Origin of the sequence: Paenibacillus agri (assembly GCF_013359945.1) — a bacterium.
GTDB classification, from domain to species: domain Bacteria; phylum Bacillota; class Bacilli; order Paenibacillales; family Paenibacillaceae; genus Paenibacillus_AQ; species Paenibacillus_AQ agri.
Map to the genome: position 1 here is coordinate 128,914 of NZ_JABWCS010000204.1, position 25,890 is coordinate 154,803.

Annotated in this window: 22 protein-coding genes; 7 read left to right on the forward strand and 15 right to left on the reverse strand. The window is 45.7% G+C overall.

The genetic code is table 11. The annotated features are described in order from the left end of the window. Positions 1–66: 66 nt before the first annotated feature. The 9 genes from HPT30_RS10940 to HPT30_RS30690 all read right to left on the reverse strand — a co-directional run bounded on the left by HPT30_RS10940 (position 67) and on the right by HPT30_RS30690 (position 13,176). Positions 67–1,101, reverse strand: coding sequence for a ketoacyl-ACP synthase III (locus tag HPT30_RS10940; protein WP_175371422.1), 1,035 nt, complete (start codon positions 1,099–1,101; stop codon positions 67–69). 58 nt (positions 1,102–1,159) lie between these two features. Continuing rightward, positions 1,160–1,873 carry a hypothetical protein gene (locus HPT30_RS10945; protein ID WP_175371423.1) on the reverse strand — a complete coding sequence of 238 codons (714 nt, stop codon included), beginning with the start codon at positions 1,871–1,873 and terminating at the stop codon, positions 1,160–1,162. Positions 1,874–2,315: 442 nt separating this feature from the next. Further along, positions 2,316–3,725 (reverse strand): glycoside hydrolase family 30 protein, encoded by a 1,410-nt coding sequence (locus HPT30_RS10950; RefSeq protein WP_175371424.1) that lies wholly within the window; start codon positions 3,723–3,725, stop codon positions 2,316–2,318. Between the two features lie 120 nt (positions 3,726–3,845). Continuing rightward, complete coding sequence (locus HPT30_RS10955) at positions 3,846–5,420, reverse strand: extracellular solute-binding protein (protein ID WP_246317026.1); 1,575 nt, start codon at positions 5,418–5,420, stop codon at positions 3,846–3,848. A 77-nt stretch (positions 5,421–5,497) separates the two neighbouring features. Continuing rightward, positions 5,498–6,436 (reverse strand): carbohydrate ABC transporter permease, encoded by a 939-nt coding sequence (locus tag HPT30_RS10960; protein WP_066376197.1) that lies wholly within the window; start codon positions 6,434–6,436, stop codon positions 5,498–5,500. A gap of 12 nt (positions 6,437–6,448) precedes the next feature. Further along, on the reverse strand, positions 6,449–7,369 hold the full coding sequence (locus HPT30_RS10965; protein WP_175371425.1) for an ABC transporter permease: 921 nt from the start codon (positions 7,367–7,369) through the stop codon (positions 6,449–6,451). A 279-nt stretch (positions 7,370–7,648) separates the two neighbouring features. Further along, the gene (locus tag HPT30_RS10970) at positions 7,649–9,937 is read right to left on the reverse strand and encodes a helix-turn-helix domain-containing protein (protein WP_246317033.1); all 2,289 of its coding nucleotides are present in this window, start codon (positions 9,935–9,937) and stop codon (positions 7,649–7,651) included. A 12-nt stretch (positions 9,938–9,949) separates the two neighbouring features. Next, positions 9,950–10,960, reverse strand: coding sequence for a LacI family DNA-binding transcriptional regulator (locus tag HPT30_RS10975; RefSeq protein WP_175371427.1), 1,011 nt, complete (start codon positions 10,958–10,960; stop codon positions 9,950–9,952). 158 nt (positions 10,961–11,118) lie between these two features. Beyond that, positions 11,119–13,176 (reverse strand): stalk domain-containing protein, encoded by a 2,058-nt coding sequence (locus tag HPT30_RS30690; RefSeq protein ID WP_175371428.1) that lies wholly within the window; start codon positions 13,174–13,176, stop codon positions 11,119–11,121. A 327-nt stretch (positions 13,177–13,503) separates the two neighbouring features. Here HPT30_RS30690 and HPT30_RS10985 point away from each other — a divergent pair, with 327 nt between their 5' ends. Next, positions 13,504–14,253: a YqjF family protein gene (locus HPT30_RS10985; protein ID WP_175371429.1), complete on the forward strand. Its 750-nt coding sequence runs from the start codon at positions 13,504–13,506 to the stop codon at positions 14,251–14,253. A 107-nt stretch (positions 14,254–14,360) separates the two neighbouring features. Here HPT30_RS10985 and HPT30_RS10990 read toward each other — a convergent pair whose 3' ends face one another. The 3 genes from HPT30_RS10990 to HPT30_RS11000 all read right to left on the reverse strand — a co-directional run bounded on the left by HPT30_RS10990 (position 14,361) and on the right by HPT30_RS11000 (position 15,966). Beyond that, positions 14,361–14,531, reverse strand: a complete 171-nt coding sequence (locus tag HPT30_RS10990; RefSeq protein ID WP_175371430.1) for a hypothetical protein — start codon at positions 14,529–14,531, stop codon at positions 14,361–14,363. A gap of 102 nt (positions 14,532–14,633) precedes the next feature. Beyond that, positions 14,634–15,488, reverse strand: coding sequence for a DUF5666 domain-containing protein (locus HPT30_RS10995; RefSeq protein ID WP_175371431.1), 855 nt, complete (start codon positions 15,486–15,488; stop codon positions 14,634–14,636). Further along, entirely contained in the window at positions 15,469–15,966 is a 498-nt protein-coding gene (locus HPT30_RS11000) for an RNA polymerase sigma factor (protein WP_175371432.1), read from the reverse strand. Before HPT30_RS11000 ends, HPT30_RS10995 begins: the two co-directional genes overlap by 20 nt. 376 nt (positions 15,967–16,342) lie before the next feature. Here HPT30_RS11000 and HPT30_RS11005 point away from each other — a divergent pair, with 376 nt between their 5' ends. Beyond that, the gene (locus tag HPT30_RS11005) at positions 16,343–17,449 is read left to right on the forward strand and encodes an MBL fold metallo-hydrolase (protein ID WP_175371433.1); all 1,107 of its coding nucleotides are present in this window, start codon (positions 16,343–16,345) and stop codon (positions 17,447–17,449) included. Positions 17,450–17,524: 75 nt separating this feature from the next. On the opposite strand, the gene HPT30_RS11010 is transcribed toward HPT30_RS11005, so the two are convergent. Continuing rightward, complete coding sequence (locus tag HPT30_RS11010; RefSeq protein ID WP_175371434.1) at positions 17,525–18,259, reverse strand: nucleotidyltransferase domain-containing protein; 735 nt, start codon at positions 18,257–18,259, stop codon at positions 17,525–17,527. A gap of 119 nt (positions 18,260–18,378) precedes the next feature. On the opposite strand from HPT30_RS11010, the gene HPT30_RS11015 reads away from it, so the two are divergent. The 3 genes from HPT30_RS11015 to HPT30_RS11025 all read left to right on the forward strand — a co-directional run bounded on the left by HPT30_RS11015 (position 18,379) and on the right by HPT30_RS11025 (position 21,093). Next, positions 18,379–18,660, forward strand: a complete 282-nt coding sequence (locus HPT30_RS11015) for an ArsR/SmtB family transcription factor (RefSeq protein WP_175371449.1) — start codon at positions 18,379–18,381, stop codon at positions 18,658–18,660. Positions 18,661–18,723: 63 nt separating this feature from the next. Further along, complete coding sequence (locus tag HPT30_RS11020; RefSeq protein ID WP_175371435.1) at positions 18,724–19,770, forward strand: LLM class flavin-dependent oxidoreductase; 1,047 nt, start codon at positions 18,724–18,726, stop codon at positions 19,768–19,770. 165 nt (positions 19,771–19,935) lie between these two features. Beyond that, on the forward strand, positions 19,936–21,093 hold the full coding sequence (locus HPT30_RS11025; RefSeq protein WP_175371436.1) for an MFS transporter: 1,158 nt from the start codon (positions 19,936–19,938) through the stop codon (positions 21,091–21,093). A 317-nt stretch (positions 21,094–21,410) separates the two neighbouring features. On the opposite strand, the gene HPT30_RS11030 is transcribed toward HPT30_RS11025, so the two are convergent. Continuing rightward, complete coding sequence (locus HPT30_RS11030; RefSeq protein WP_175371437.1) at positions 21,411–21,710, reverse strand: iron-sulfur cluster assembly accessory protein; 300 nt, start codon at positions 21,708–21,710, stop codon at positions 21,411–21,413. Positions 21,711–22,187: 477 nt separating this feature from the next. Continuing rightward, positions 22,188–23,396 carry an IS110 family RNA-guided transposase gene (locus HPT30_RS11035; RefSeq protein ID WP_175371438.1) on the reverse strand — a complete coding sequence of 403 codons (1,209 nt, stop codon included), beginning with the start codon at positions 23,394–23,396 and terminating at the stop codon, positions 22,188–22,190. 460 nt (positions 23,397–23,856) lie between these two features. On the opposite strand from HPT30_RS11035, the gene HPT30_RS11040 reads away from it, so the two are divergent. Continuing rightward, on the forward strand, positions 23,857–24,342 hold the full coding sequence (locus tag HPT30_RS11040; RefSeq protein ID WP_175371439.1) for an NUDIX domain-containing protein: 486 nt from the start codon (positions 23,857–23,859) through the stop codon (positions 24,340–24,342). Between the two features lie 222 nt (positions 24,343–24,564). Beyond that, positions 24,565–25,332, forward strand: a complete 768-nt coding sequence (locus tag HPT30_RS11045) for a nucleotidyltransferase domain-containing protein (protein ID WP_175371440.1) — start codon at positions 24,565–24,567, stop codon at positions 25,330–25,332. The last annotated feature ends 558 nt before the right edge of the window (positions 25,333–25,890 follow it).

Consider the following 25,890-nt stretch of genomic DNA (forward strand, 5'->3'; position numbering starts at 1 on the left):
TGTTTGTTTATGTTAGCGCAACGGGGGCAGGATAGCCCCTCTTACGCTTTTTACATTAAGATCACCTTACAACGGCGTAGGTTCAGCCACTTGTTCATCGAGCTCCAGCTTCACCAATTGCCCGACCTGCGTCAGCCCTGCGCCAAAACCATACATAAGGACGGTCTGACCATTCTGGACCTTGCCTTCCCGGATGCCCAGATCAAGCGCCAACGGGATAGAAGCAGCAGACGTGTTGCCGAAATGAACGAGACTGTACAGCGCCTGCTCCAGCGGGTAATTCATCCGCTCACAAATCGGCTCGATCATCCGCAGATTAGCGCTGTGTGGAATAAACCAGTCCACCTTCGCAAGAGTCGTTCCTGACTTGGCCAGCAATTGCTCCACACCCTGTGGTACGGTCCGAACTGCCCAGCGGAACACTTCCCGCCCATTCTGCACAAGCAGCTTGGTATCCACAAGCTCGATATCTTCAATTTTGGAGGATAGCCCTGTACGGTATACATGATGCCCGCCGCTGCCGTCACTCCCCATATGAAAGCCGAGAAAGCCGGTAGAACTGGCCCCGCTTTCCACCAGTACCGCTCCCGCTCCATCACCGAATAGGATACAGGTACTGCGGTCAGTGTAATCTGTAATTTTAGAAAGAGAATCCGCACCCAGCACCAGCACCTTGCGATGCAGTCCGGAAGCCACAAGACCATTGGCCATATGCAGTCCGTAGACAAATCCGGCACAAGCTGCACTCAGATCGATGGCTCCAGCGGTCTGCGAAATCCCCAGTCGGTTCTGTATCAAAGCAGCCACGGAGGGAAAAGGAAAGTCAGGCGTGCTTGTAGCGACAATTATCATGTCTACATCCTGAAGATTTTTTCCGTACCGCTTCGCCAAATCCTCTGCAGCAGCTACACATAAATCACTGGTGAATTCATCCTTGCGGCTGATTCTGCGCTCCCGGATACCCGTTCGCTGGACGATCCACTCATCATTGGTATCTACCATCTTTTCCAAATCGGCATTGGTGAGCCTCTGCGCGGGAACATAGGTCCCGATAGCTGTAATCTTCGCACCTGTCAATTCATTCACCCCGTTATTTAGCATCTAGTATTAGTACTTGGTACTAATTATAACAAATGAACTCATTCATTTGCAACTGGGATTATGCCAATTTACGTGTATCCCGGCCTCTTTTTCTGCGGAACCACAACGTAATCAACAAGACCAGAATCACGATAACTGCTACTAATGTGATGACGATATTCTTGATATTAGGTGCATAAACCACCAGTTTTAGCGGCTCGGGATTTCCAAGTGACATATGCCAGGTCAAGGTCCGGCCATCCTGTGAGGTAGCATTGTTCGGCCCATAGACATTCACCGGCAGCGTCAATTGAAAATCAAAAGCAAAGCTCTCCATAAACATCCGTACAAACGATTTGGGGATATTCAGCATCCCAAGGCTGTCTATAATCTGCTCAGAATAAGCGCTCAGCGTGGGCTGAACCTCCAGATCATACTTGGTGTACAGCCATTTGGGGTCTGTAATGACTTTGGCATCGACTATGTTCATGCTCCCACTGGGCTGTGCTTTCAATTCCTCTATAGAGGAATAACTTTTCATAAATTGATAGTCCACGTCTTTGCCATCCTGCACCTTGTGGAGCTCTATACCTGACTCCGCCAGCTTGTCTGTCAGCATTTGTTCAGCTTTGCCACTGATTAGCGACTCTGTGCGGGAATCCAGCTTCACATGGACAGCAAGGTCAACACTGCCATTTTTGTGAACCGTAACATGCGCGGTCCCTTTCGCACAGCCTGACAATAATACGAGCATGAGGATCATCCCCACAATCATTGCCGTTCTCTTTTTCATCCGCATGCTCCTCTCCTCCGTTACGTTTCTCCTCATAATGTCTTGTCAATCTATATTAGACGAACTTAAGAACCGAACGTAAGGCTCAGTCGTCACTACGGTGGAATGTTTGGACTTCCGGCCGCTGTTGTCTCCAGATTTCTTTTAATTATACCGCTGTTTGCGGTTGAAATCTGGAGACAGCCTATGCTTCCGTCGCGAGCTTTCCTTCGGAAAGCTTTTAGGCGGTCGCTACCGCTCCTACAGTTCCAAACTTCCCCCTGCGTTCCTTCTCGCTTTTTGTTACTTTCTTTTGTTCGGCTTATATAGCATAATATAGCCGCTCTAAGGATTCAAACATAATGGGCAGGCCTCCGCCCTCTCCATCCACGCAAAAGCCCTCCGCATCCTCAATAGGATGCGAAGGGCTTGAATTATATAAGTTTTATACTGTGACAATGCGTCAGCCTTGATCCCACCAGCGATACGTTCCGACGGATTGCGGCGGGAGCACTGTGACGAACTGCCGGCCAGCGCACAGAATGCGAAATGGCTGTGCGGATTGCGTCTGGTTAATGACCACGGCCACAAGCGAGCCATCTTCGTTGCGGAAAGCCACATTAGTGACGGTGTCGACGGAGCCGTAACTGCTACCGATTCGAACAGCTCCCCGCCGGACAAATCTACTGTATTGGCCCAGCAGATAATATTCTGGGGTTCTCCAATAGCGGTCTGCTTCATTAGCATCCTGGATAAACATCGTTGGTCCAGGCGTCCCTAGCCATTGATGAGGGGCAATGCGGCTGTTAAGCATCGTGACCCAGGCGTTATAGCTGCTGGCGTAATTCCGGAAGTAGCGGGCCATCCGGTCCGCGCCGCTAGTCCCCCACAGCGATCGCTCCGTCAGATAAATCGGCTTATCGGGGTAAGCGGCATGAATTTCGCTCATGACCTCCGGATCGCCTTCGTAATCGTGCAGCGCAATACCGTGAACCCCGGCGCCTGCTTCAGCATCCTTCAGAATCGGCGCCACATAATTCCACACCTCATCGAAGTTATGGTCGAAAATCCAAAGCTTCGTATCCAGTCCATGCGCTGCGAATTCCTTCGCCAGCGCCAAAGCCAGCGCCTTCTGCCGCTCCGGCGGCATATGGCAGCTCGGATAATCCGTCTCCAGCAGCGGCTCGTTCTGCAGGGTCATCGCATAGATCGGGATGCCCTGCTCCCGATACGCCTGAATAGCCAGGCGATAATATTTCGCCAGGGCATCCGTATACTCGCGGCCTTCCTTCAGGCGGCCGCGCTTCAGGCTCCCGCTTGTCTTCATCCAAGCGGGAGGGCTCCACGGTGAAGCGAACAGCAGCGTATCTGGTGCCAGCGCCAGCAGTTCCTTAATCGTGGCGATGATGGAGAGGCCGATATCCTTTTGAATGGAAAAATGCTTCAGTTCAAAATCACTCTCCCCATCAGGCATATCATCATAGGTATAGAATCGCTCGGCTGTAAAATCAGAGGTTCCCAGTGTAATGCGGAACAGATTGAAGCCGATACCATCCTCAGTATGACTGAGCTGCTTCAGGATGCCCTCCCGCTCGTCTGCACTCATCAGCGACAAATTGCAAACGGTCGTCTCTTCCAGAGAGGTTCCAATGCCGAGAATCTTCTGATAGGTAAGTTCCGGCGATACAATCAGGGTGGTCAGGTCTTCATCTTCAGCTTCAGTGGGGCTGGGAACGGCCCAATTCAAATCAGCTTGCTGGCTCAAGTGATATGTATGCTCTTGCGGACCCTTAAACCAGCTTTCCTTACCCGGGTCCTGCTCCGAGCTGAACCAGACTTCCACCGTTTCTACCGGTTTGTTCTCATAGTTCATTGCAGCATCTCTCCTTGTTCTCTTACGTATTCAAGAAAAAAAGCGGCGAAATGAATTCGCCGCTCCCTTTAGTGCCGGGATGACAGCACCGTTAGGTACTACCAACCCGTGGCACCTGTTCTATTGGATTCCTTTTTCATCAAAATACTTGTTGGCTTCACCCTGCACATAAGCCAGCAGCTTCTCTACACCAGCCGCTTTCAGCTTATCGCGGTAAACTTTCAAGGATGCATCCACATCAGCGGTCAAGCCCAGCATCAGCGGTTTTCCGTATTGCTCAAATACCTGGTTAACAGCAGCCAGCTCGGTTTTGACCGGATCGTAATCCAGATAAATTTGTCCGAGAATATCCGGCTTGCTGATCGGTTTGAATTCTTCCTTCAGCTTGTCGAGGCCTTCCCAGCCGCCTTTTTCTTTCTTAATGTTCTCTTCTACACGCCAGCCCCAGCTTGCGATGTCATAGCGTGGTGTAACGTTCAGGTCAACACCTGGTGCCGGAATGACAATGGTCTTATCATCATCACCTTTTGCCCAGTGCGTGCCTTCGATACCATAAGTCATTAAGTTGTAGTAAGCAGGATCATTGCGCAGCTTATCGAGTACCATCAAGGAACGTTCCGCATTATCCGAGCTCTTTGGAATCGCCATACCGTTCGCAATCGGCAATGTAGGAATGACATAGTTATGGAAGCGGGTGAACGGGAAGAACCCTATTTCCATTTTGAGGCCTTTGGCCTGCACTTCGTTGATAAATCCGCCCGCACTGGACGGGTTACGCCAGTAGATCGCACCTTGACCCGTCTTGATGAAGTCGCCGGCTTCCTGTTTCGAGGACAGCGAGTTCTTGTTCCAGAAGCCCTTCTGCTCCCATTCTTTCATTTTCTTAACCCAAGCTTCGTATTGATCCGTGAACGGAATGATCTGAATATCGCGTGGTGTTGCGTAGGAAGTTGCACCAACGATCTCACCAGTAATCATTTGCGTATCTGTCCAGAACTTGAACAGGTCATTGACGTTCTCATAAGCAGCACCGTTGATCGGTGTCACTTTCTTCTGTGTTTTAACAGCATCCATATAGGCCTCAATGGAATTCAGATCAGTAAACTCCGGCAGATTGAGCTCTTTGCGCCAGTCTTCACGATACACATAGCCAAGTGGCGTATACTCCGGATTCGTGTTCGGTACAGCAAAGATACCATCACTTACCGTTACTGCATCCCAGTCCTGCTTCGGCACATTAGCCCAAGTTACTGGTGCATAAGTTGGCAGCAGGTCTTTCAAATTCTTGAATGCACCCTGTTTCGCCAGCTTGTAGAAATCCGCCCAGTTGGATGCGAAGATCATGTCAATCTTCTCGCCGGAGGTCAGCAGCAGGTTGTATTTGGTCAACCAGTCATTCCACGTAGTAAACTTCAGGTCAACGGTTGTGTTCAGATCCTTCTCCAGCATTTTATTCCATTCTGCGACGATCTTGTCCTGATCCTTATGGGCATCACCAACCAGATACCAGGTCAACTTGACCTTCTTCGACGTGTCCGGGCCTGCTTCACCTTGCACCGGTGCGGTATTACCGTTGTTTTTCTCTTTTTCCGGTGCCGCACTGTTGTTGTTCCCACCCCCGCAGGCTGCGAGCAGCGAGATCAGTAAAGACATGACAAGTACGAGCGTTAATCTCTTGGTTACCTTTCTCATCATTGACTCCTCCTTAAAAGTTTGTCTCATTAAACCCACTATTGTTCAAGCCTCATGCTATGTTAGCCGGAAATCCGGTTCTAACCTTTAACAGCTCCTACTGTAAGTCCCTTCACGAAATAGCGCTGAACGAACGGGTAGAGCAGAACGACCGGCCCTGTAACCACAACGGCCACAGCCATCTTAAGTGTTTCGGTAGGTGGAACAACATTGGCCGCCAGATACGACCCGTTATTCGTCTGTAGCACCGCGGCGCTGGACAGAATTTTGTACAACAGGAATTGCAGCGGATATTTATCGCCGGTTGTGATGAACATGTTGGCGTTGAACCAATCGTTCCAGTAACCGAGAGCAAGGAATAATCCGATGGTCGCCAGACCCGGTGTCGAGAGCGGCAGAATGAGCTTCCGGTAAATCAGGAAATCCCCAGCACCATCGATTTTGGCAGATTCCACAATAGATTCCGGGATGGACTTCATGAAGCTTCGCATCAGAATGATATTCCAAGCACTAAGCAGTGGCGGCAGAATCAGTGCCCAGTAGCTATCTTTAAGACCCAGGTATTTGGTCATCATGATGTACCATGGAATCAAACCACCACTGAACAGGGTTGTGAAGTAAATGAAGAACGACAGGCTGTTACGGTAGAGAAAATCTTTGCGGGAAAGCGCATAGCCCGCCATTGAGGTCAGGAACAATCCCAGTAGCGAACCTGCTACCGTTACGCCGATCGTCACCCCGTATGCACGGTAGATTTGTTCCGGTGTACTGAACACCGAGCGGTAAGCTTCGAATGAGATGGTGCTCGGGAATAGTTTGAATCCTTCCGAGATAATCTCCAGCTCATCCGTGAACGAACCCGCGACAATCAGCCAAAAGGGCACCAGGCAGATGATGGAAATCAGGGCCAGTAGCGTGTACCCGATAATATTAAAGGCAATGGTTGCTTTGTCTTGCTTGATTTTGGAGCCGGTTTTCTTTCTGCGCACTCCCGGCAGCTTTTCTACTTCAGTACCCATGCTTATCCCCCCTTAGAACAACGCGTATTCTTCGTGCGTCTTTTTGATAATGTAGTTCACCGTCATGATCAGAACGAATCCGAAGAAGGATTGATACAGACCCGCAGCCGTCCCCATCCCGATATCGAAGTTGATCGTCAGAGACCGGAATACGTACGTATCGATGATATCCGTAGCTTCGTACAGCATGCCGTTGTTGCCGATAATTTGATAGAAGAGATCAAACTGTCCTTTCAAAATACCGCCTAGACTGAACATGATCAGCAGGATAAAGGTTGGCATGAGCAGTGGAAGCGTAATCCGCCGGATCTGTTGAAAAATGTTGGCTCCGTCAATTTTGGCCGCCTCATAATAGTCCTCACTGATGCTCATGATCGCCGCCAAGTAAATGACTGTGCCATAACCGATGCCCTTCCAGATGTTGAAGAACACAATAATGTATTTCCATGGAGCAGTCTGAAGGTAGAAATCGTAGGTCTGTAGACCAAGCTGGGTCAGCACACTGTTGACCACCCCAAGATCGGAGAAGAGGTTGAACACGAACGCCCCAACGAGTACCCACGACAAAAAGTATGGAAGAAACATCAGCGATTGTGCGGTCTTCTTGAACCACTTGCTGGTCAACTGGGCTAAAAATATCGCACAGATGATCTGCATGATGTTGCCGAGAATAATAAATGCCAGATTGTAGAGCACTGTATTTTTCGTCAAATCCCAAAGGATGCCTGACTTGAACAGAAACTCGAAATTTTTAAGCCCAATGAATTCGCTTCCAAATAGTCCCCCGTCAAAATCAAATTTCGTAAAGGCGTAATACACACCAACCATAGGAATGTAACTGAAGACGATGAAAAACAGCAATGTTGGAGCTACCATCAGAAACAATACTTTGTTTCGATTAAGCTCCCGGATCAATCCGCCTTTTCCAGACATAATCGTATAGCCTCCCTCAACCTTCTTTATCAGATATTGCGCTCTCCGGTGCTGTTCTCCGGCTGCAATGCCAATACTATAAGACCGCGGGAAACCCAGCAACTAACCATACCCGATGTGACTCACTTTTCAGTGAAAAGGGGCACTACTCTTTTCCAAACTCACTCTTTTTTTCTGTCACACCCCAGTCATACCAAGGGTTTTCGGGATTTCGTCCCGATAAAAAAGGAAGGCCGGGTACCTGCCCGAGCCTTCCTCAAAGTGTGCCGCTGAAGTGGTTCAGGCAAGAATCGCACCCTCTCCACCCTCATCCTCTTTCTGTTGTCTGCTATTCCTCCGGTATTCGGCTGGTGTTACACCATTGTGCTTCTTAAAGGCTTTATAGAAATACGGATTATTGGTAAAACCAGCTGACTCGGCGATATCGCCGATACAATCATCGCTATGTGTCAGCAGTTCGCGAATTTTGTTCATCCGCACTTCCTGGATGTAGCTGAGAATGGTCTGGAAGGTATGCTGCTTAAATACACGACCGATATACGTGGCTGACATGCCCATTTCATCCGCCAACATCTCTAGCGACAGATTCTGATCCGCATAACGCTCGTCAATCATCCGTTTGATGCGCCCCGGCAGATCATCCTGCCGATTCTTCCGCTTCTCATCCATATGCTTCTCCAGCAAATCGAACAGAGACATATAGCGCTCCATTAGCTCTGCCATTGTGTCTACTCGCGTGTGATTATAGAGATCCAGCGATGGAACCGCAAGCTCCTCCGAGGCAGCAGAATGCTGCCGGATTGTGCGGATCGCATTCTGCAGCGCATAGGTCAGATGGGAGATCGCCAGCTGATATGAGATGTAGGAATAGTTGGCGGTGTCGCCGATAATATCAGTAAACAGCCGCTTAGTTTCTGAAATTCGGCCCAGCATTAATTCGTCGATCAGCTGCTTCTCCTTGTGAATCGGATATTCATAGCTCCGGGTCTTGTTCATCTCGACCGTCTCTGCATCAATATAACTCCCCGCACCACTGAAGACCCGGCTAAAGGAAGCTTCGACAGCCTGCTCAAACAAGGTATGCAAGGACTGAACGCCCTTTCCGTTAAGGCTTGAAGATATCGTGATGGACAGCTTCAAATACTGGGTCACGGCCTCTTGGATAAGCCCCGCATAACGACTATAAGTCTCCTTATCATCGACCTCCGCATCCGCCGGCTGGATGATGATCACGGCACGATTATCTCCAAGGTCAGCAGTTGCTGCCGAAAGTCCGGCACTAATCAGCAGTTCATGCGCAATATTAAGGATGCCATAGCGTAGCAGCTTGCGGTCCTCCGGCTGGTACTGATCCACCAAAGCCCGGTAGTCATCTATCGTAATCAAAAATACGCGCAGAGAACGGTCCGGATCCAGCCCGATTCCGTAGCGCAGGAACATCTCTTTGACCCTTAAAGGGTCACTGCGGGTACACCCGCTAAGCAAACCTCTCATATATTCAGAACGCACGGCTTGCTGGCTCTCCCGCTGTTCCGATTCGAGGTTCACAAGACGGGACAGCTTCTTGTTGATTCCTGCGAACAGGCGCTTTGACACCACAAAGGAAAGCGCAAGCCCGGCGAGCAGAATAAGACCTGCTGTATAAAAGGTCTTGGTGCGCATGTTGTCGATCCGTTCGCTGATCAGCGTATAGGGAACAATGCGGATATACCGCCAGCCCAGGTTATCGGGCTCGCTATAAGTCACTAGCGATTTGATACCGCCGACTTTCATCGGAAAATAACCCGATGGCTCGCCACTGTTCAGGATGCGGTCAATATAAGGTGTGCCTTTCATATCAGTCAGCATTGGTGTAGTCCAGCTGTTGGAGACTAGCAGACCGTCCTTGTCGATGAGAAATGTGTTCGCGGCATCATTGGTCAATGAACCGTCGATGTGTTTGTGCAGTTGGGTTTCCTTAATATTGACGACTACAGCATTGCGGGGAGTCTGCTTGGCGAGCGTGTCATACAGTAAAAAAGTGTACGTGTCGCGCTCCTTCTCGGCGATATTCCCGGCTAGCCCTTCAATCCGCAGCTTACGGGGAATCGGCGACATCGTGTTGTAGTCCCCAATATGCTTCAGCATTTCCTTCATATCCTGGTCATAAAATTCTTCCTCACTGAAGACCGAAGGGACACTCATGTCTGAGCTAACATAGAAGGTGTGCGCCACCGCATTATAAATATAAATGGAATCAATAAACGGCGAGGTTTCCCTGTAGTTGTTCATCTGCTTGACCGCATCGGAGATTTCCATGGCGCTCACATTGGGGAAATTCAGCAGGTCAGCGATGTTCTGATCGTTGTGTATTTGCTTCGCAAAGGTCGAAGCAGTCAAGGTCATCACGGAGACCTCTTGTGTTGTCTGGTCCAGGCTGTCCATCGTCTGCTCATAGGATTGATTCAATGCGATCCGTTCAAAATTCAAATACAGAATTCCCGACAGGATTGAAATTGTCAGAAAGATCGTCACCGTCATCACGGAAAAAAACTTCCCGTAATACTTGGTGTCTTTCCCGCGCAGCATTTTAAGCACCACCTAGCCCCCTTTTCCCGAAGATCCTTTGATCACCAGTGTCGAACGAATCTGCATAAGCTGTGGCCCGGTTCCTTCATCGCCCTTGATCTGCCCGATCAGCTTCTCTGTAAGCGCAGCCCCCATCTCATATAAGGGCTGCTCTACAGAGCTCAGCTTCGGCTCCACATAATTAGTAATCCGAATATTGTCTACCCCGACAACAGCCATGCGTTCGGGAATGGAAATTCCAAGCTCGGCACAAGCTTTGTATACACCAAGCGCCATCTCGTCATTGGCTGCGAAAACAGCTGTAAACTCCCCGCTTCCCGCCCAAATCCGCTTAAACGCTTCATACCCGGCATCCTCGGAGAAGTTCCCGTTGTCTATCAGCTCAGGCAGAAAAGGTAAGCCTGCCTCTGCAAGCCCTTCCTTATAACCCTCCAGCCGTTCAATACTGTCCGTCGCATCGGCAAACCCACAGAGAAACGCCATCCTGCGATGTCCCGCTTCCAACAGATGCTCTACAACTTCCCTGCCAATTCTCCTGTTATCAGTAAAGGAGCAAGGGATGTCGGGATGTTCAATTCGGCGGCCAATCAATCCAATCGTATACTCATCATCTGCAAAAGAGGTAATCTCCTCGTCGCTTAGCTGCGGGGTCACCAGAATTAAGCCATCCACCGTGCGGTTCTGCAACAGAGAGAGCAGTTCTACCTCTTTCTCCTTCTCATTCTGTGAGTCACAGATCAGGATCTTGTATCCCAGGGTATTCGCCATGTTCTCGATGCCCTTTATAATTTCTGCATTATAGGAAACCCTGATATCCCTGACCACCACACCTAAAGTCATCGTCCTGCGCGACCGAAGCTGTTTTCCCATTGCATTCGGCGTGTAGTTCAATTCCTGGATGGCTTGAAGCACCTTCTTCTGCGTCTTCTCCGTTACGAGTGAGCTTCCGTTGAGCACTCTGGATACCGTGGCGGGAGATACCTTCGCTTTTTGCGCTACATCTATGATTTTACTATCCTTCATTTGATCACGCTTTCATTGGTTGTTAAATCCATTATAGTTGCCGATGAAATCGATTTCAATATAAAATTTGCAATGTTCTTCCATTCCTGTATCCACATATGACTGTAATAGAAGAAAAAAGCCGCAGATCATTTCTGCGGCTTTTTCATTAACTTATTTTATTTTTCCAACAAGGTTACCGAAGCCTTTTTGATATCATATATCTTTCCTTTACCTGCATTTACAAGCTGAGTAATTTGCGTATTTGCTAATCCGTTCATTGGAGCAATTGCATCTAAGGTAATCTTGTTAGTCTTCAGCTCATTTATAATCTGACCAAGAGAGAGGGTTGTTTTCCCCATTGAAGCGCCTTTATCATGCACAGGGGCATCTGTAATAAAAATAATCCTTTTTGCATTCTTACGTCCTGCCAGCTGCTGAGCAGCCATATGGATGGCCTCCAGTCCAGATTCATTCTCATCCCCTCCGCCAGCCGCAACCAGCTTGCTAAGGTTCGTCTTTAAAACATTCTTATCATTAGTGAACGGGAAGAACTCCAAATCTTTATATGTGCTTCTATAATTAATATCCCGATAAGCTACGATGGAGAAATTCGAACCGGATGGAACGGAATCAGCGAACTTCTTCACCGTCTCTTTGACATAACCAATCACTTCGCCCATGCTGCCTGTCACATCCATAACGAATACAATATCCGTAGGTGTGGTAATGCCTTGAGATATTTTTTGCAAGATCGGTGATGTACTGGTAGCTTCCGACTGGGCAGGCTTCTCGCTCTCGGCGGTTGTAGGGATGGACGGTGGATTTTGAAAAACAATAACGGAGCTGGAGCTATTGCTCCACTCTACTAATCCGCCAAGCGCCTCGCTCACGAATCGAATCGGCACCATCGTGCTGCCGTTGATTAACTGCGGAGCTGCACTAAGTGTCACGGGTACTCCATTTACATATGCAGTAGTGGAGCCGATCTTAAGAACAATCGTCTTTCCTTCTTTAGTTGCCGTGACAGTCTGCGTGGCGCTATCCCATTTCACCGTGGCACCCAGGGATTCGAATATCGCCCGAAAAGGTACCAGGACATTTCCGTTTACATTTACAGGCGCTTGCGTATAAGCTTGCATTTTCCCTTCAACGAACACCTGAATCTTCGACTCAAGATTTATCGGTACAAACTGCGGCACCGATGTCGCCAAACCGCCAGATTGATTCACGGTTTTGAGATAAATATAATATCCGCCCGTAGTAAGACCTAGCTGCTTGTTCAGAGTATAAGTCGTAGGTTTTCCTGGAGTCACCCGAATTTGCCTAACAACTTCATTACTCGCATTTTTGACCATAAGATAAGTCGTATATGTTGGTTGAATGACCACCGTTGTCACATTAATGGTGATTTTACCGTTACCACCCAGAATAACTTGCCCCGGATAACTCTCCCCGCTAGGGATATGGAATTCTGGTTCAACCCATACGACTGGTGCCTCCGTTTCAATTGGTGATTCAACCGATGGAACGGGTGACTCCGTTCCGATTGGTGGCTCAATTCCATTTGACGGTAGCGAAGGATTGGCCTGTGCAACACCGCTTGACGTCTTGGTTCCCGCAATAGATGTGACAGGAAAATAAAAATAAACCTTGGACTTGGCACTAGGTGCCGTACGCTTCTCCGAAAGGGTAATCCGTTGAGTTTCTAGATTGAAAGTAAATTCCGAGGTCGGCACCTTAGTACTGTCTATGTATAAGCTAACTTTCTTATTGGAATTAAGGATATAATTTGTGGTTAATTTAAAAACCTTCGTTGATCCGTCCGCTCCATCTAAAGCATTCCCAATGTAGTTTGAGCCAGAGAGCCCCTCTTCCCATTCAAAGGTCGGATGGATGCTATAGGTAAAATGAAGCTCAGCGCCCGCGTCTGGGGCTTTATCAAACGTAAAGGTATTACGATCATAATCCACAGTATACTTTTGAGGATCAATTTCTACCTGGTTGCGGTACAACCTTATCTCCGTATTATCACCCGTTAATTTATTATACGTTGTATACGTGAACTCACGGGTTTGCCCGTCCCCATCCTTCAGAATATTGATAATTTCGTATCCTTTTCTAAATTCTGAAATAATATCGTTCGCCTTAGCCTTAGCACCACCGGCCCAAAGACTCAAACTTCCGAACAGCAGGATAATAGCCATAACCAGTTGTATAGTTTTCCTAAATTTCACCTTATCTCACTCCATTTTCTTGATGATTAATAATCTATATCCTGAATAATATTCCATCACAGGAAATCATATATAATCCTAACTTTACCATAATAAACGTTACTTTTATAGGAAATCATTCCTAGTTAGAAAGACTTATAGAACTGCTAAGAAAAAGAACGCCCCTCGGGAACTCCTCTACGTATCGTTTCGTCGTTAATCCTCCGGTAAGCTCGGTCCCCTCCGACCATTTAACCAACAAGTATGTAGAAACTGTGTAGTTGCCGGAGCATTTGGGGATTTTAAAAGTAACACATCTCGTCTTCACGATTGGGAGGGCATCACATCTTGAATATCCATAAAATTCTTGCACATACATCTCATCGTCCTTATCCCTTGCCCAAAGGGCCGTGGATGATGAAGCAAGGCTGGAATAAGGTCTTGTTCGCCCATTGGCCTGTGAACGAAGCTTCTGTTGCTCCGTTTATTCCTCCGGGTCTGGACTTGCAGCAATGGGAAGGGAGACCCTGGATTAGTGTCGTTCCCTTTCGGATGGACCCGCTGCTCGTCAGGGGGTTGCCTCCCCTTCCTTTTGTCCACTCATTTCTGGAGCTTAATATTCGTACCTATGTAATTAAAGACGGCAAGCCGGGCGTCTTTTTTCTGAATATGGATGCCTCCAGTCTGCCTGCTGTTACCGGTGCTCGCGCCCTCACCTACTTGCCGTATAGATATGCAGAGATGTCTCTTCAGTCCGAAGGACAGAGTATCCGATACATCAGCAAAAGGCAGAGCGCACATGGAGAGGCCCTATTTAACGGTGTCTACTCAGCTGTCCAATCCACGCCAGTACATGCCCTGCCCGGGACTCTCCTTCACTGGCTAACCGAACGGTACTGCCTGTATACTGCTAGTTCGAAAGGACAGCTATATGTCGGTGACATCCACCACCAACCATGGCCTCTACAGGAAGCCAAGCTCTATCTGGATTGCCATACTTCAACCCAAGCACTAGGGCTCGTACACGAACCGGAGCCTTCGCTTCTGACCTACACCGAGCGACTTGAAGTACTACTCTGGCCGCTGAGAAAAATATAAATGCCGCTAACCTCTTATGCCATGAACCACTCATCCTGTTAATGATTCAGCACAAAAAAGACTGCCCTTCTGTCGAATAGCGACGGAAGAGCAGCCTTGGTGTCTGTCTAGGATTCATTTTTGGAGATATGATTGAGACTTGGAACATAATCCTCAGCCTTATTGTTGGTCAACGTCTGAGGTTCCTCCGTGAAATGAGCGTGATTCTGCTGATTGTTCTTCTTATCTGCACGATTATTCGCTCGATCATACTTCGGATCTGCGCTGTTCTTGGGCATGACATTCACCTCCATCCCTTCACGTTAGTATGGGGAACGGGAGAATCTTTTATCCTAAAGGAAAATGTCCTGATTTGCGCCTACAGCAATCTCACTTTCCGCTTATTGAGCGTCCTTCTGCGGAGCCATATTGTTGTAGATGTTGTCCGCCGTCACTTTTCCTGTGCTGACATCCTGAGAAGTATAGCCGGAGACGATATTGCCCACTTTAAATTCCTTTTGCAGCAACTCTTCGGATGGCTCTGCGGCGGTCGGGCCTTTGATGCCCAGTTTCGTCGCGTCTGTTACCGTCACCCACAGGTCACCTACCTTGAAGCTCTTGCCGTCCGCACTTACCTCAGAGATTACACCCTCAATATTGACCGCAGCTTTGCCTGTGGTGGCCGCATTACCGCTGGTGTCTTTTTGCGGAGCCATATTGTTGTAGATGTTGTCCGCCGTTACTTTCCCTGTGCTGACATCCTGAGAGGTATAGCCGGAGACGATATTGCCCACTTTAAATTCTTTTTGCAGCAACTCTTCGGATGGCTCCGCTGCGGTCGGGCCTTTGATGCCCAGTTCCGTTGCATCTGTTACCGTCACCCACAGGTCACCTACCTTGAAGCTCTTGCCGTCCGCACTTACCTCAGAGATTACGCCCTCGATGTTCACTGCAGCTTTGCCTGTAACTGGGGGTTTCGTGGTGTTCACAGCCGATGGTGACTGCGTGTTGAAAAGCGTACTCTGGTTCATTGTAAAAGTACCTACCGCTAATACGGCACATGCTGCGATCCCAATTGTCCAACCTTTTACTGTTCTCTTCTTTGCTGTTTGCATATTTACCCGCTCCTTAGGATTATTTATATTAGTGTTTTTTGAATTATCCATCTCTGATAACAGCTTCTGATAGGTTACCTCATTGAAATCTTCACTTGTCTTCACATGAGACATCGCTGATTTATAAACTGATTTCTTCATCTTCCAGACCTCCAATCTTTTCTTTTAAAAGAAGGCGTCCACGCGCAAGCCATGTGCCCACTGTTGCCGGCTTCGCTTGCATAATCTCGGCGATTTCCTGAATCGAATAGCCTTCGTAATAGTGCAGATGAATGGGGATACGATATTTTTTATCCAAGGCCAGCACGGCCTGTAAAACCTCGTTTTCTTCTTTCGGGAGGTAGCTCAGATCCTCCGGGACCGGATTTCTACTTTTAAACCAGCCGGTTTTCAGCATATTCTTGCTTTTATTGATCGTTGTTCGGATAAGCCATGCCTTTTCATGCTCGTTATTTTCAAAGGCCGGACGTTTTTGCAGGTAGGTTAGAAACACCTCTTGCGTCACCTCTTCTGCATCAGCCACATTTTTCAGGTAAGTGAACGCAATCTTAATCATGCTTTGAGAATATAAGTCCAGGGCCCGTCGTACCGATTCATTGATATCAAATGAAGTGTACACCTCACCACCTCCTTTCACTTTAAATACAACTGAGCCCTCCGATATTTTTCATCACGTCTAATATTTTTTTAGGATGCAACGGTTGCTGCTAAATTAATACAAAAAAAGCCCCAGCCAAAAGGCAGGAAGCTCAGGTAATCGTCCTAATTCAAATTGTTTCCGCACCGGGATCGAGATCCGACAGTCGGGTAACAGTACATTTGGTGTATTTTGAATACAATCACGACATAATACATGCATAAAGTGAACTTAAGAATAACACCTTACTGATTGATGAAGTCCTGATATTTAGAAGGCATTCTCCAGTCAGCTTGCCTAATTATTAAGTTCAGCTTATATAGTTACACAAATTTAACTACTGTGGGTGGGAGAAAAGATGACCCTATTATTAACGATTGTTATCGTAGTTCTGATACTCATTCTGATTGGCTTTCTGTATTTGCACCAAGCCCCGTTTGGAAAGCTGCCCTCCGGGAGCCGGCTTGCCCGTATTGAACAGTCTCCACATTATCGGGATGGAAAGTTTCACAACGTACTGACCACGCCAATCTATAGTGAGAACTCCAACTTATATACTGTTGTAAAAGAGAAACTCTTTACCAAGGAGCGTCTCAAACCACTCCAAAAAGTCCCTATAAAGAAGACTGACCTTCATGTTCTTCAGGAAGATGAGGAAATGATGGTATGGTTCGGCCATTCCTCCTTTTTTATTAGGACGGGTCGTAAAAATATGCTGTTCGATCCGATCTTCAGTCAGACAGGTGCTCCCGTCTCATTCTCAAAAGCCTTTCCCAGTACCAATTACTATACCCCTGATGATATGCCGGATATCGATTACCTGTTCATCTCCCATGATCATTGGGATCATCTCGACTATGCAACGCTCACGGCTCTGCGGCCAAAGATTAAGCAAGTGGTCTGTGGTTTGGGGGTAGGATCGCATTTGGAGCATTGGGGATTTAAGCCTGAGATAATCACGGAGCTGGATTGGGGAGACACGGTAGCTTTGGGTGATGGTTTTACTGTGCATGGGGTCACAGCCCGGCACTACTCTGGACGCGACTACCGGCAGAAGCGGACGTTGTGGTTATCCTTTGTCATAGAGGCACCTGGTCAAAAAATATTCTACAGCGGAGATAGCGGCTACGGGCCTCATTTTGCCGAAGTCGGTAAGCAGTATGGGCCCTTTGATCTCGTCATCCTGGAGAATGGGCAATACAATACACAGTGGAGATTTATTCACATGTTTCCTAATGAAGTGCTAAAGGCAGCGCAAGACCTGCGTGCAAAAAGCCTGCTGCCCGTTCATGCCGGAAAGTTCGCCCTAAGCATCCATAGCTGGGACACGCCTTTTCGCAGAATATCGGAGCACGGTGGGGATAAAACATTTCATCTGCTAATGCCGATGATCGGCGAGCGGGTGAAGCTGTGGAAAGATCAGGATCAACAGCAGTTTGAGCGCTGGTGGGAGAGTATTAAGTGAGACTATAACAGCCAGTGTTCCGGTAGTGAACTGCAACCCGATTGTTAGAACGACTAACAGTGGGGGGGCGGTTTATTAAGGGGAGACTGGCTTATTTTCTCGCATATTTATAAGATCATTTAAACTTAGAGTAACCCATTCGATAATTTGGATGGAGGATTCTATCCGTTCCCTGACCTCTCCAACGAAGAGACTTTTAATTAAGTTCTTCAGATCATCAGATAGCATTTCCATATCCTTCAGATAAAACAGGACTGAACCATTGGGAGGCATCGGCTTATTGCTGGCTGCCCAAACCCCTTCGAGGATTTTCCATGAAGTAGTTCCCGCAACAAAAGCAGCTTTTAAATCATCTCCTGACATTTGAGCCGCTTTGATTTTAATCAAAGTGCTCTCAAGCCAATATTTTATCGATTTCATTTCTGTGACAGGGGTTTGATACCCGGAGAAAAGCTGTTTGGATCGTTCTATGAGTTGTTGGAGCTGCTCTTCGTGATCAAGGAGGATGACTGAATCCAAGAAATTGTACATCCCCATAGGTCCACCTTCACATTTATGGGTCGCCACCTCTAAATCTGAATATTTAAGTTCAACGTAAATGCCCTGTCTGAATTCTGCTCGAAAGGGTCTGCTTAACCCCTCCTTCAACAATATGTACATATCCAAATCAGAAGTTTCGTAGGATTCACCTCTTGCTACCGAACCTTGAAGCAATAAGCCAATCGCTTCGTGATCCTGAATAACTTCTTCGTATATCTCCATAACTAAATTGCGATGAATTTCACTTTTGATCAAGCGAATAGAATCCATTAGACACCTCCATAATCTATTATAAAATAAATTTTGATCTTTACACTGTAGAAATAAGATGTTAATATCATTTCTATATTTATAGAATAGTAGAAATGATGATAAGAAAGGAGACCATGATGGCTCAAGTTGACAATGAGATACTGCAAGCTGTTAAAGTATTCAAGGCTTTAGGTGAACCTACACGACTAAAAATCGCATTGATGCTGGTACGGGAAAGTAATCAATGTGTGACTGCTATTGGTGAAGGCCTTGAAACCGTGGCAGCTTCAACATTATCACATCATCTCAAGCAACTGACGGATTCAGGCTTAATTCAGTCCCGAAAGAGCGGTCCGTTTATTCACTATAGTGTTAATCACGAAGTTGCAGAGAAATTTGCGCCATATATTTTGGTGTAAATTTTTTTCGGATATAATTCTATTATTCTAGAAATGTAGAATACAAAAAAGGAGCGAGCAAAAATGCAAAAAAACTCAAAAGGCATCGAACTTGGAATAACAACATTTCTTCATACCAGACCTGAAGCTGGGGGTGTTTTACCAGCCGAACGGCTACGACAAGCCATTGAAGAGATTCAACTGGCTGATCAGGTTGGCCTTGATGTCTATGGCATCGGCGAACATCATCGCAACGACTACACAAGCTCATCGCCAGCAGTCATCTTGGCTGCTGCTGCTTCCACCACTAAGCATATTCGGCTCTCCAGTGCCGTAACGGTGCTGTCTTCTGCCGATCCAGTTCGTGTCTATCAGGACTTCGCCACACTGGATAACCTAACCAATGGCCGGGCTGAGATTATGGCTGGACGTGGTTCTTTCGTCGAATCCTTTCCCCTCTTCGGATATAACCTGAACAATTATGAAGAATTATACGAAGAGAAGCTGGATCTTTTACTTAAAATCCGATCCGCAGAGAAAATAACATGGACAGGTAATCTCCGTGCACCACTTAAAAATATGGGCGTATATCCACGTGCGCAACAGCCTGCGCTTCCTGTGTGGATTGCTACTGGCGGTAGTCCAGAGTCGGCCATCCGTGCCGGCCAGCTAGGTCTTCCAGTCATTTTCTCCATTATTGGCGGTATGCCGGAGCGTTTCGCTCCACTAGTGCAGTTATATCGTCAAGCTGCTGAACAAGCAGGGCATAATCTCAATGATTTGCAAATTGCCTGTCATTCGCATGGTTTTATTGCAAATTCGTTCGAAACAGCTACAGAAAAGTATTTCCCCATCATGGAAGATCAAATGAATCAAATTGGCAAAGAACGCGGCTGGCCAGCCTATTCACGTAGCACGTATGAGGATGCGTTGAGCCCTCGTGGCGCTCTTTATGTTGGAGATCCAGAATACGTGGCCGAAAAAATCGTGCGTGCAGTACAGCAACTGGGCTTGACCCGTTTTCTTCTGTATGTTGACTTTAGTACGCTGCCTCACAGTGATTTGTTAAAAACGATCGAGCTTTTCGGCACAAAAGTAGCACCCATTGTACGCAAGGAATTGGCTAAATAAGATGAACTTCAGATCCGAGCGTAAGGCTTGGTCGTCACTACGGTGGAATGTTTGGACTTCCGGTATTAAAAAGATTAAAAATATACGATGCGAAAGAAAATTCATCTATTTTTCCAGCTAACAATTCTATATTTCTAGAAATGTAAAATCGAAAGGGGCAAAATAATGCATAACACGTGGAAAATCTATATATTAGCTATTGTAAGTTTTTTAGTGGGGACTTCAGAATTTGTAATATCCGGGATACTGGATCGCGTCTCTAGCGATGTAGGCGTAACACTTGCGGCTGCTGGCCAACTTATTACGGTTTACTCGATTGCTTACGCGATTGGTACACCTATTCTCATTGCCACTACCTCAAAAATAGACCGGAGAAAACTCATGTTGGCTGCTTTGGTCCTATTCTTTATAGGAAATCTGATCACAATCTTAACCACCGGCTATACGATGCTGGTTGTAGCACGAGTCGTCTTAGCATTAGGCACCGGTGTCTTTATGGTGGTTGCGCTAACGGTATCTGCTCAAATGGCCCAACCAGGCAAACAAGGCAGCGCCATTGCTACTGTTCTGCTTGGCTTTAACCTTTCGCTTATTTTGGGCGTTCCTCTGGGAAGAGTTATTGCCAGCACCTACGATTGGAAAATGATTTTCCTCGGAATTGGTGTACTCAGCTTGATCGCGATGCTGATCATTTCATTCACTATTCCAAAGTCCAAAGGAGAAGCAGCTGTACCGCTTAGAGAACAACTCGCCTTGTTGAAAAATCCGCGGCTTTCATTAACCTTATCGATCAGTTTCTTCTGGATCATGGGATACACTATCATTTACACGTTCATCACACCATTTCTGCTCAGCATTACTGGAATGAGCGATAACCTGGTGAGTATCGGGCTGTTCGCTTTCGGTATAGCAAGTCTGCTTGGCTCCCAGGTTGGAGGATACGGCGCAGATAAATGGGGGATTCCACGTACTTTGATTGGAAGCCTGCTGTTCCACGCTGGTATTCTGCTCCTTATGACTGCATTCGCTCATATTACCGCTGCTGTCTTTCCTTTGCTGATGTTATGGTCATTTTTCGCCTGGTCTACCTTTCCCGCTCAACAAGTGTATCTGATTGGCATGGCGCCCAAAGCGTCGGGAATTCTTTTGAGCTTGAACACCTCCATCGTACAACTTGGAATGGCTGTGGGAGCTGTCATTGGTGGTCTGGTTGTGGAAAAATTCTCACTGCAAGCGGTCGGCGTGGTTGGCGCAATTGGTGTCGCCATTGCAATCCTCCCGGCAATAATATCGCTTGCTATGCGAAAACAAACTTCTAATTAATTTTGAATAATATAATAAATAAGATTTGTGTAGACCCCTCTGCACAATTCTTATTTCAAATCGCCCTTTTGGTGAAATGGAGGTCCCCTCAACCATTTCATCAGGGGCGGTTTCCTTTTCATGTTCAATATATGAGGACTAACTCTCCTCCCCTGTTGTGGGTATTGATTAGACACATTCCAGCTGGTCCTTAGCGGGGGTAACAAAACGGATGAGTCTTGGTAACAAGCAATCGGATTAAAATTAAAAAAGCCGAGAGACTTCAGGAATACCTGAAATCTGCTCGGCTTGCTGTAATTCTCTATAAGCTTCAATGCTTATTTTTCAAGAAATCCCGTAGAAGGATTCGTGATGAAGAAACCCTCCTGTGGCACATAGAAATATTGAATCCAAACGCCATCCAAAAGCGGTTCGCGTGTATCCAACAATACCTTAATGTCTTTATCTGTTTCGATAATTTCATCATGTTCAGTTGGTGTATCAAGTACTACATCATAGTGGCCGTGATCGCCATGATTCTGAGTAATAATTACCCGAATCATCTTTCCTTCAGCTTCTTGACTGTTTAGCATATCTTTTAGAACTTTAGCTGCATTACGGTTAATTTTGCACTTCATCCTCAATCGACCTCTATTCGTCTTAATTTACAGTAAGAAGTTCATTATAACATAACTTAAGGTGCTATATATAATTTAGTGCGGCAGTTTAATGAATTGCCTCTACTAACGTTACATTGAGGCCTATTGCATACAAAAGAACGCCGACGTGCTGTGAACGGCTTATAAAGTTTGATGCTCACTTGCCACTTCCGTACTCCCAAAAGCCCTGCTTAAAAAACAGAGATGGAGCATGGTCAGTAACAAAGGATAACGGTCAGCGAAATAGAAAAATCGTAAAAACCGCAAATCAGATTTTTTCTATGGCTTTAAACCACCTAGAACAATTAAACTAGAAATTTCATTAAGCTATACCAGCTAATAGCATGTCAAGATTACCAGTAAAAAGACCATATATCTTATGTTATAGTTAAAATAGGCAAACCAAATAACCCTCCAGTTCGCCAACGTTTTGGAAGGTTAACCCAATTATGCTTGTTAAGCCAGATGGAATGGCTTTTTACTTTTCAAGATGGCATGGAGCCAATGAACTAGCTTATTTGCACATGCGACCAATGCTACTTTATGCGGCTTGCCTTCGGTTCTTTTTCGTTCGTAAAATTCTTTGAGTCGAGTGTTGCGAGAACGAATAAGTCCACACTGAACAGCCATCATTAGCGCGTAACGCAACTGTCTGGAACCACGTTTCGTGATTCGGTTTCGGGTGGCTGTAAACTTCCCAGAAGCAAAGACACTCGGGTCAATTCCTGCAAAGGCTACTAACTTTTTAGGATGATCAAATCGGTCGACTTCTCCAATTTCAGATAAAATTGTTGCAGCAATTTTATGCCCAATACCGGGGATCGACTGAATTAATTCATACTCTTCAATTTCCTCAGCCAGAGCATCTATGTTCTGTTCCAATTCAGTAAGATGCTCTTGGTACTGAAGATTAAGGGTAATAAGGATTTTTAAATGATTAAATGACTTGCATACATGGTCTTGCTGAAATGGGTTTTGTCTTGCCGCATCTACCAGTCGTTGAACCCGTTGGTTAATCCATTCCTCTGAACGCCCCCGTTTCGTTGAAAGCAGTTCTTTCATCTTAGCTTTGAGTGTGTCTTCATCCGTCTGTAAAACTGAGTATGAGGTTGGGAATTCACTTAAAAATCGTAGTGAAATACCAGAATATATAGCTCCAAAGACGCCTTTGTAAACCGGGAAAACCTGATCTAAAACAGCTTGAAATTGTAGTTTAGTCTGTACACACATCTTTGAAAGAGACTCATATTGTCTTGTAAGATAGCGCAGATTGAGAAGTTGCACTCCTCTCTTCTCAAAAGCTTCAAACTCTTCCTTGTAGTACAACTCCCCCAATAGATAAGCGTCAGCAGCATCCGTCTTTACTTTACGAAGTTGAGACTTCCTAAGCCGATTTGAGATGAGTGGATTTATGACAATGTAAATATAGTGATGTTCTTCTAGGAACTGAACAACGGGGCTTTGGTAATGGCCAGTTGCTTCTAGAATAATCAAAGGACGTTGTTTAGATGCAGATTCAACGTCTTTTAAAACTTTATAGAGATCTGCTAAACCATCACGAGTGTGCTCGAAATGGAATGTCCCTCTGAGTGGCTTTCCACGAGCTAAAAAGGCTTGTCCATGGCTTTCTGCTTTAGAAATATCTAGACCGACAACTGGATTCATATCATCTCTCCCTGTAAGTTTAGATTTACTGGTATCCCCCAAGATTCCTCTTGTCGGTCCATAGCATCGCTTGTTATACGGGATCTTACGTCCCAACCAGCCTCAATCATGGTCATGACAAGTAGGGGTGAACACTATAGCTCTCGGGATCAAGTCCCACGGGCAGGTACGTTCGACCAGGCTACTTTAATCCTCTATGCAAATGAAAAAAGGATCAACCAGAAAGAACTGGTTGATCTCATAATACGAACGGGCAGTTTAGCTCAATAATTTTGAGAATACTCTACCTATAGAATTATTTACGAAGTTCGTAAATAAGACGTTATTAGAAAGTCGGGCAAACCATAATACAATAAGGGAATTAACAAATTATAGGTATTTTGTATGAAGATTATACAAAATAAATATTAGAAATATTTTCTTGATGGCTGTAAGCTGAGAACAAAAAGGATGTGAAGTTATGAATTCCTTTTCTATCTCAGCTGGCGGTGTGTGTATTAGAAACGATAAAGTTCTGCTCGTAAAGGTTGGTTATGGTTCTAACAGTGGTATGTGGATGATTCCAGGAGGATTCGTTGAATTAGGAGAATCAATTGAAGAAGCCGCAATAAGAGAAGTGAGCGAAGAGACAGGTTTAGAAACTGAAATCGTAAGATTGGTTTGTGTACGATCAGGAACACAGGAGCGTGAAGATGGAATACAGTCGAGTTTGTATGTAATATTCGAGGTCATGTATAAATCAGGTATTCTCAAGAAGGATGATCAGGAGATCGTAGAAATTAAATATTGGGATATAGATGATGTAATGATTTCTAATGAAGTAATTGAATTGAGTAAAGAGATTATTAAAGCAACATGGGAAACAAGAAATGGTCTATATCGTGGAAATGAAATACTGACCAACAATAAATACATTTCTTACAACTACTATCTACCAAACATATAAGGACATACATATTCTAAAGTAATTCTAAGAACAACAATCCTAACGGGACACGATAGCTCAATAAATAGACTAAAACACGGCTACTGGTATGAATTGGCAGACGTGATGCGCTAACGGGCAGGATAGTTGAATGATTTCGCGAATAACTTAAGTCATGACGAATTTACGAAGTTCGCAAAAAGACGTTAGCCGAAAGAAGTTCTTAGTTTAGGAGGAGTCTATATGATATTAGAAAAAGTTATAAATAGAATTGTAATACAAAGTGAATATAAGGATTTTGTTGATAAGTATATAGATAATATACTTACCGAATTTAAAGGTAAGATTCATAGCATTTATATGTGTGGCTCGATTCCAAAAGGAACTGCTAAACCTTTTAAGTCAGATGCAGACTTTACTATTGTATGTGTAAATCCCAAAGATATTGATTACGAAAGATTGTCAAATATTAAAGACAGGCTTTTGGAAGAATATCCAGTAGTAACTAAGATTGATACGATAATTTGCTCGATTGACGATGTAGTAAGTAAACCAAATGAGTGGGGTTTTTGGGTAAAGATAATTTGTGTTTGCATATATGGTCATGACGTTGGTGAAAAAGTACCACCGATAATTATTTCTCCAGAGTTCATTTTAGACTTAAATACAGAGACCAAGGAGGAAGTAGATCGTATACATAGTTTACTTTCTAATGCTAGTGATAACACAATGAAAACTAGATATATTAAAGGTTACTCTAAGAGATTAATTCGTGCATTATACTCTTTGGTTTTAGAAGATACAGGTGTATGGCAAGATGACATTTTTAAGATGAAGAATGCCATATTAAACTATTGTGAGATTGACTCCGCTTTAGTTGATTATCTGTATGCTTGTTACTTTGATAGTAATGTACTTGTTGAAGAGTTTCTGGGAATTGCAGATGAAGTATATAGCTATTTTGAGAACGCCTTAAATGCAATGGCTGCTTCCAGAACTTCCTTCGGCTAACACCATATTGACGCTCCGGGTCACTCTGAGAAGCGAGTGACCACATCCAGCCCCCTAAGCCCGTCGGGACGTCACTGCGTTAGGTGTTCGGCAAGCCTCACAACTATAAGCAGCGACTCTAATTAAAACATAAGACTATTGAGCTCCCTCGAAATGATTCTGTTTCCTCACTCAGACTCATGAATTCGCAGGATTTCATCCTGTAGTTATAGTAAAGAAGGGGATGATGAAGGAGTTGGTGGCTGGGAGATGGAGAATTGGGCATAGGTAAATAAAGGGTGAGTAAGGATCACCCCTATTGTTCCATCATGTGCACGTCTCCACTTCGCCCTAGCGATTCTCACTCCCATGTCTCAACGGGTCATAGCCCTTTCATTCCTTCGTCACATCTAACTAAGGGGTGGAGGTCGGTCTTTCTAACGGAACGGGTCCGAGCCCTTTTGTTTAACATCTCCCGATACTCCGTGCTTCTTGTCATCCTGCGAATGCATGAGTCGATGAGGATTGATTGGTTTTATGCTGTTTGCTGGAATACCTTGATCGGTTCGTAAGCGGTAC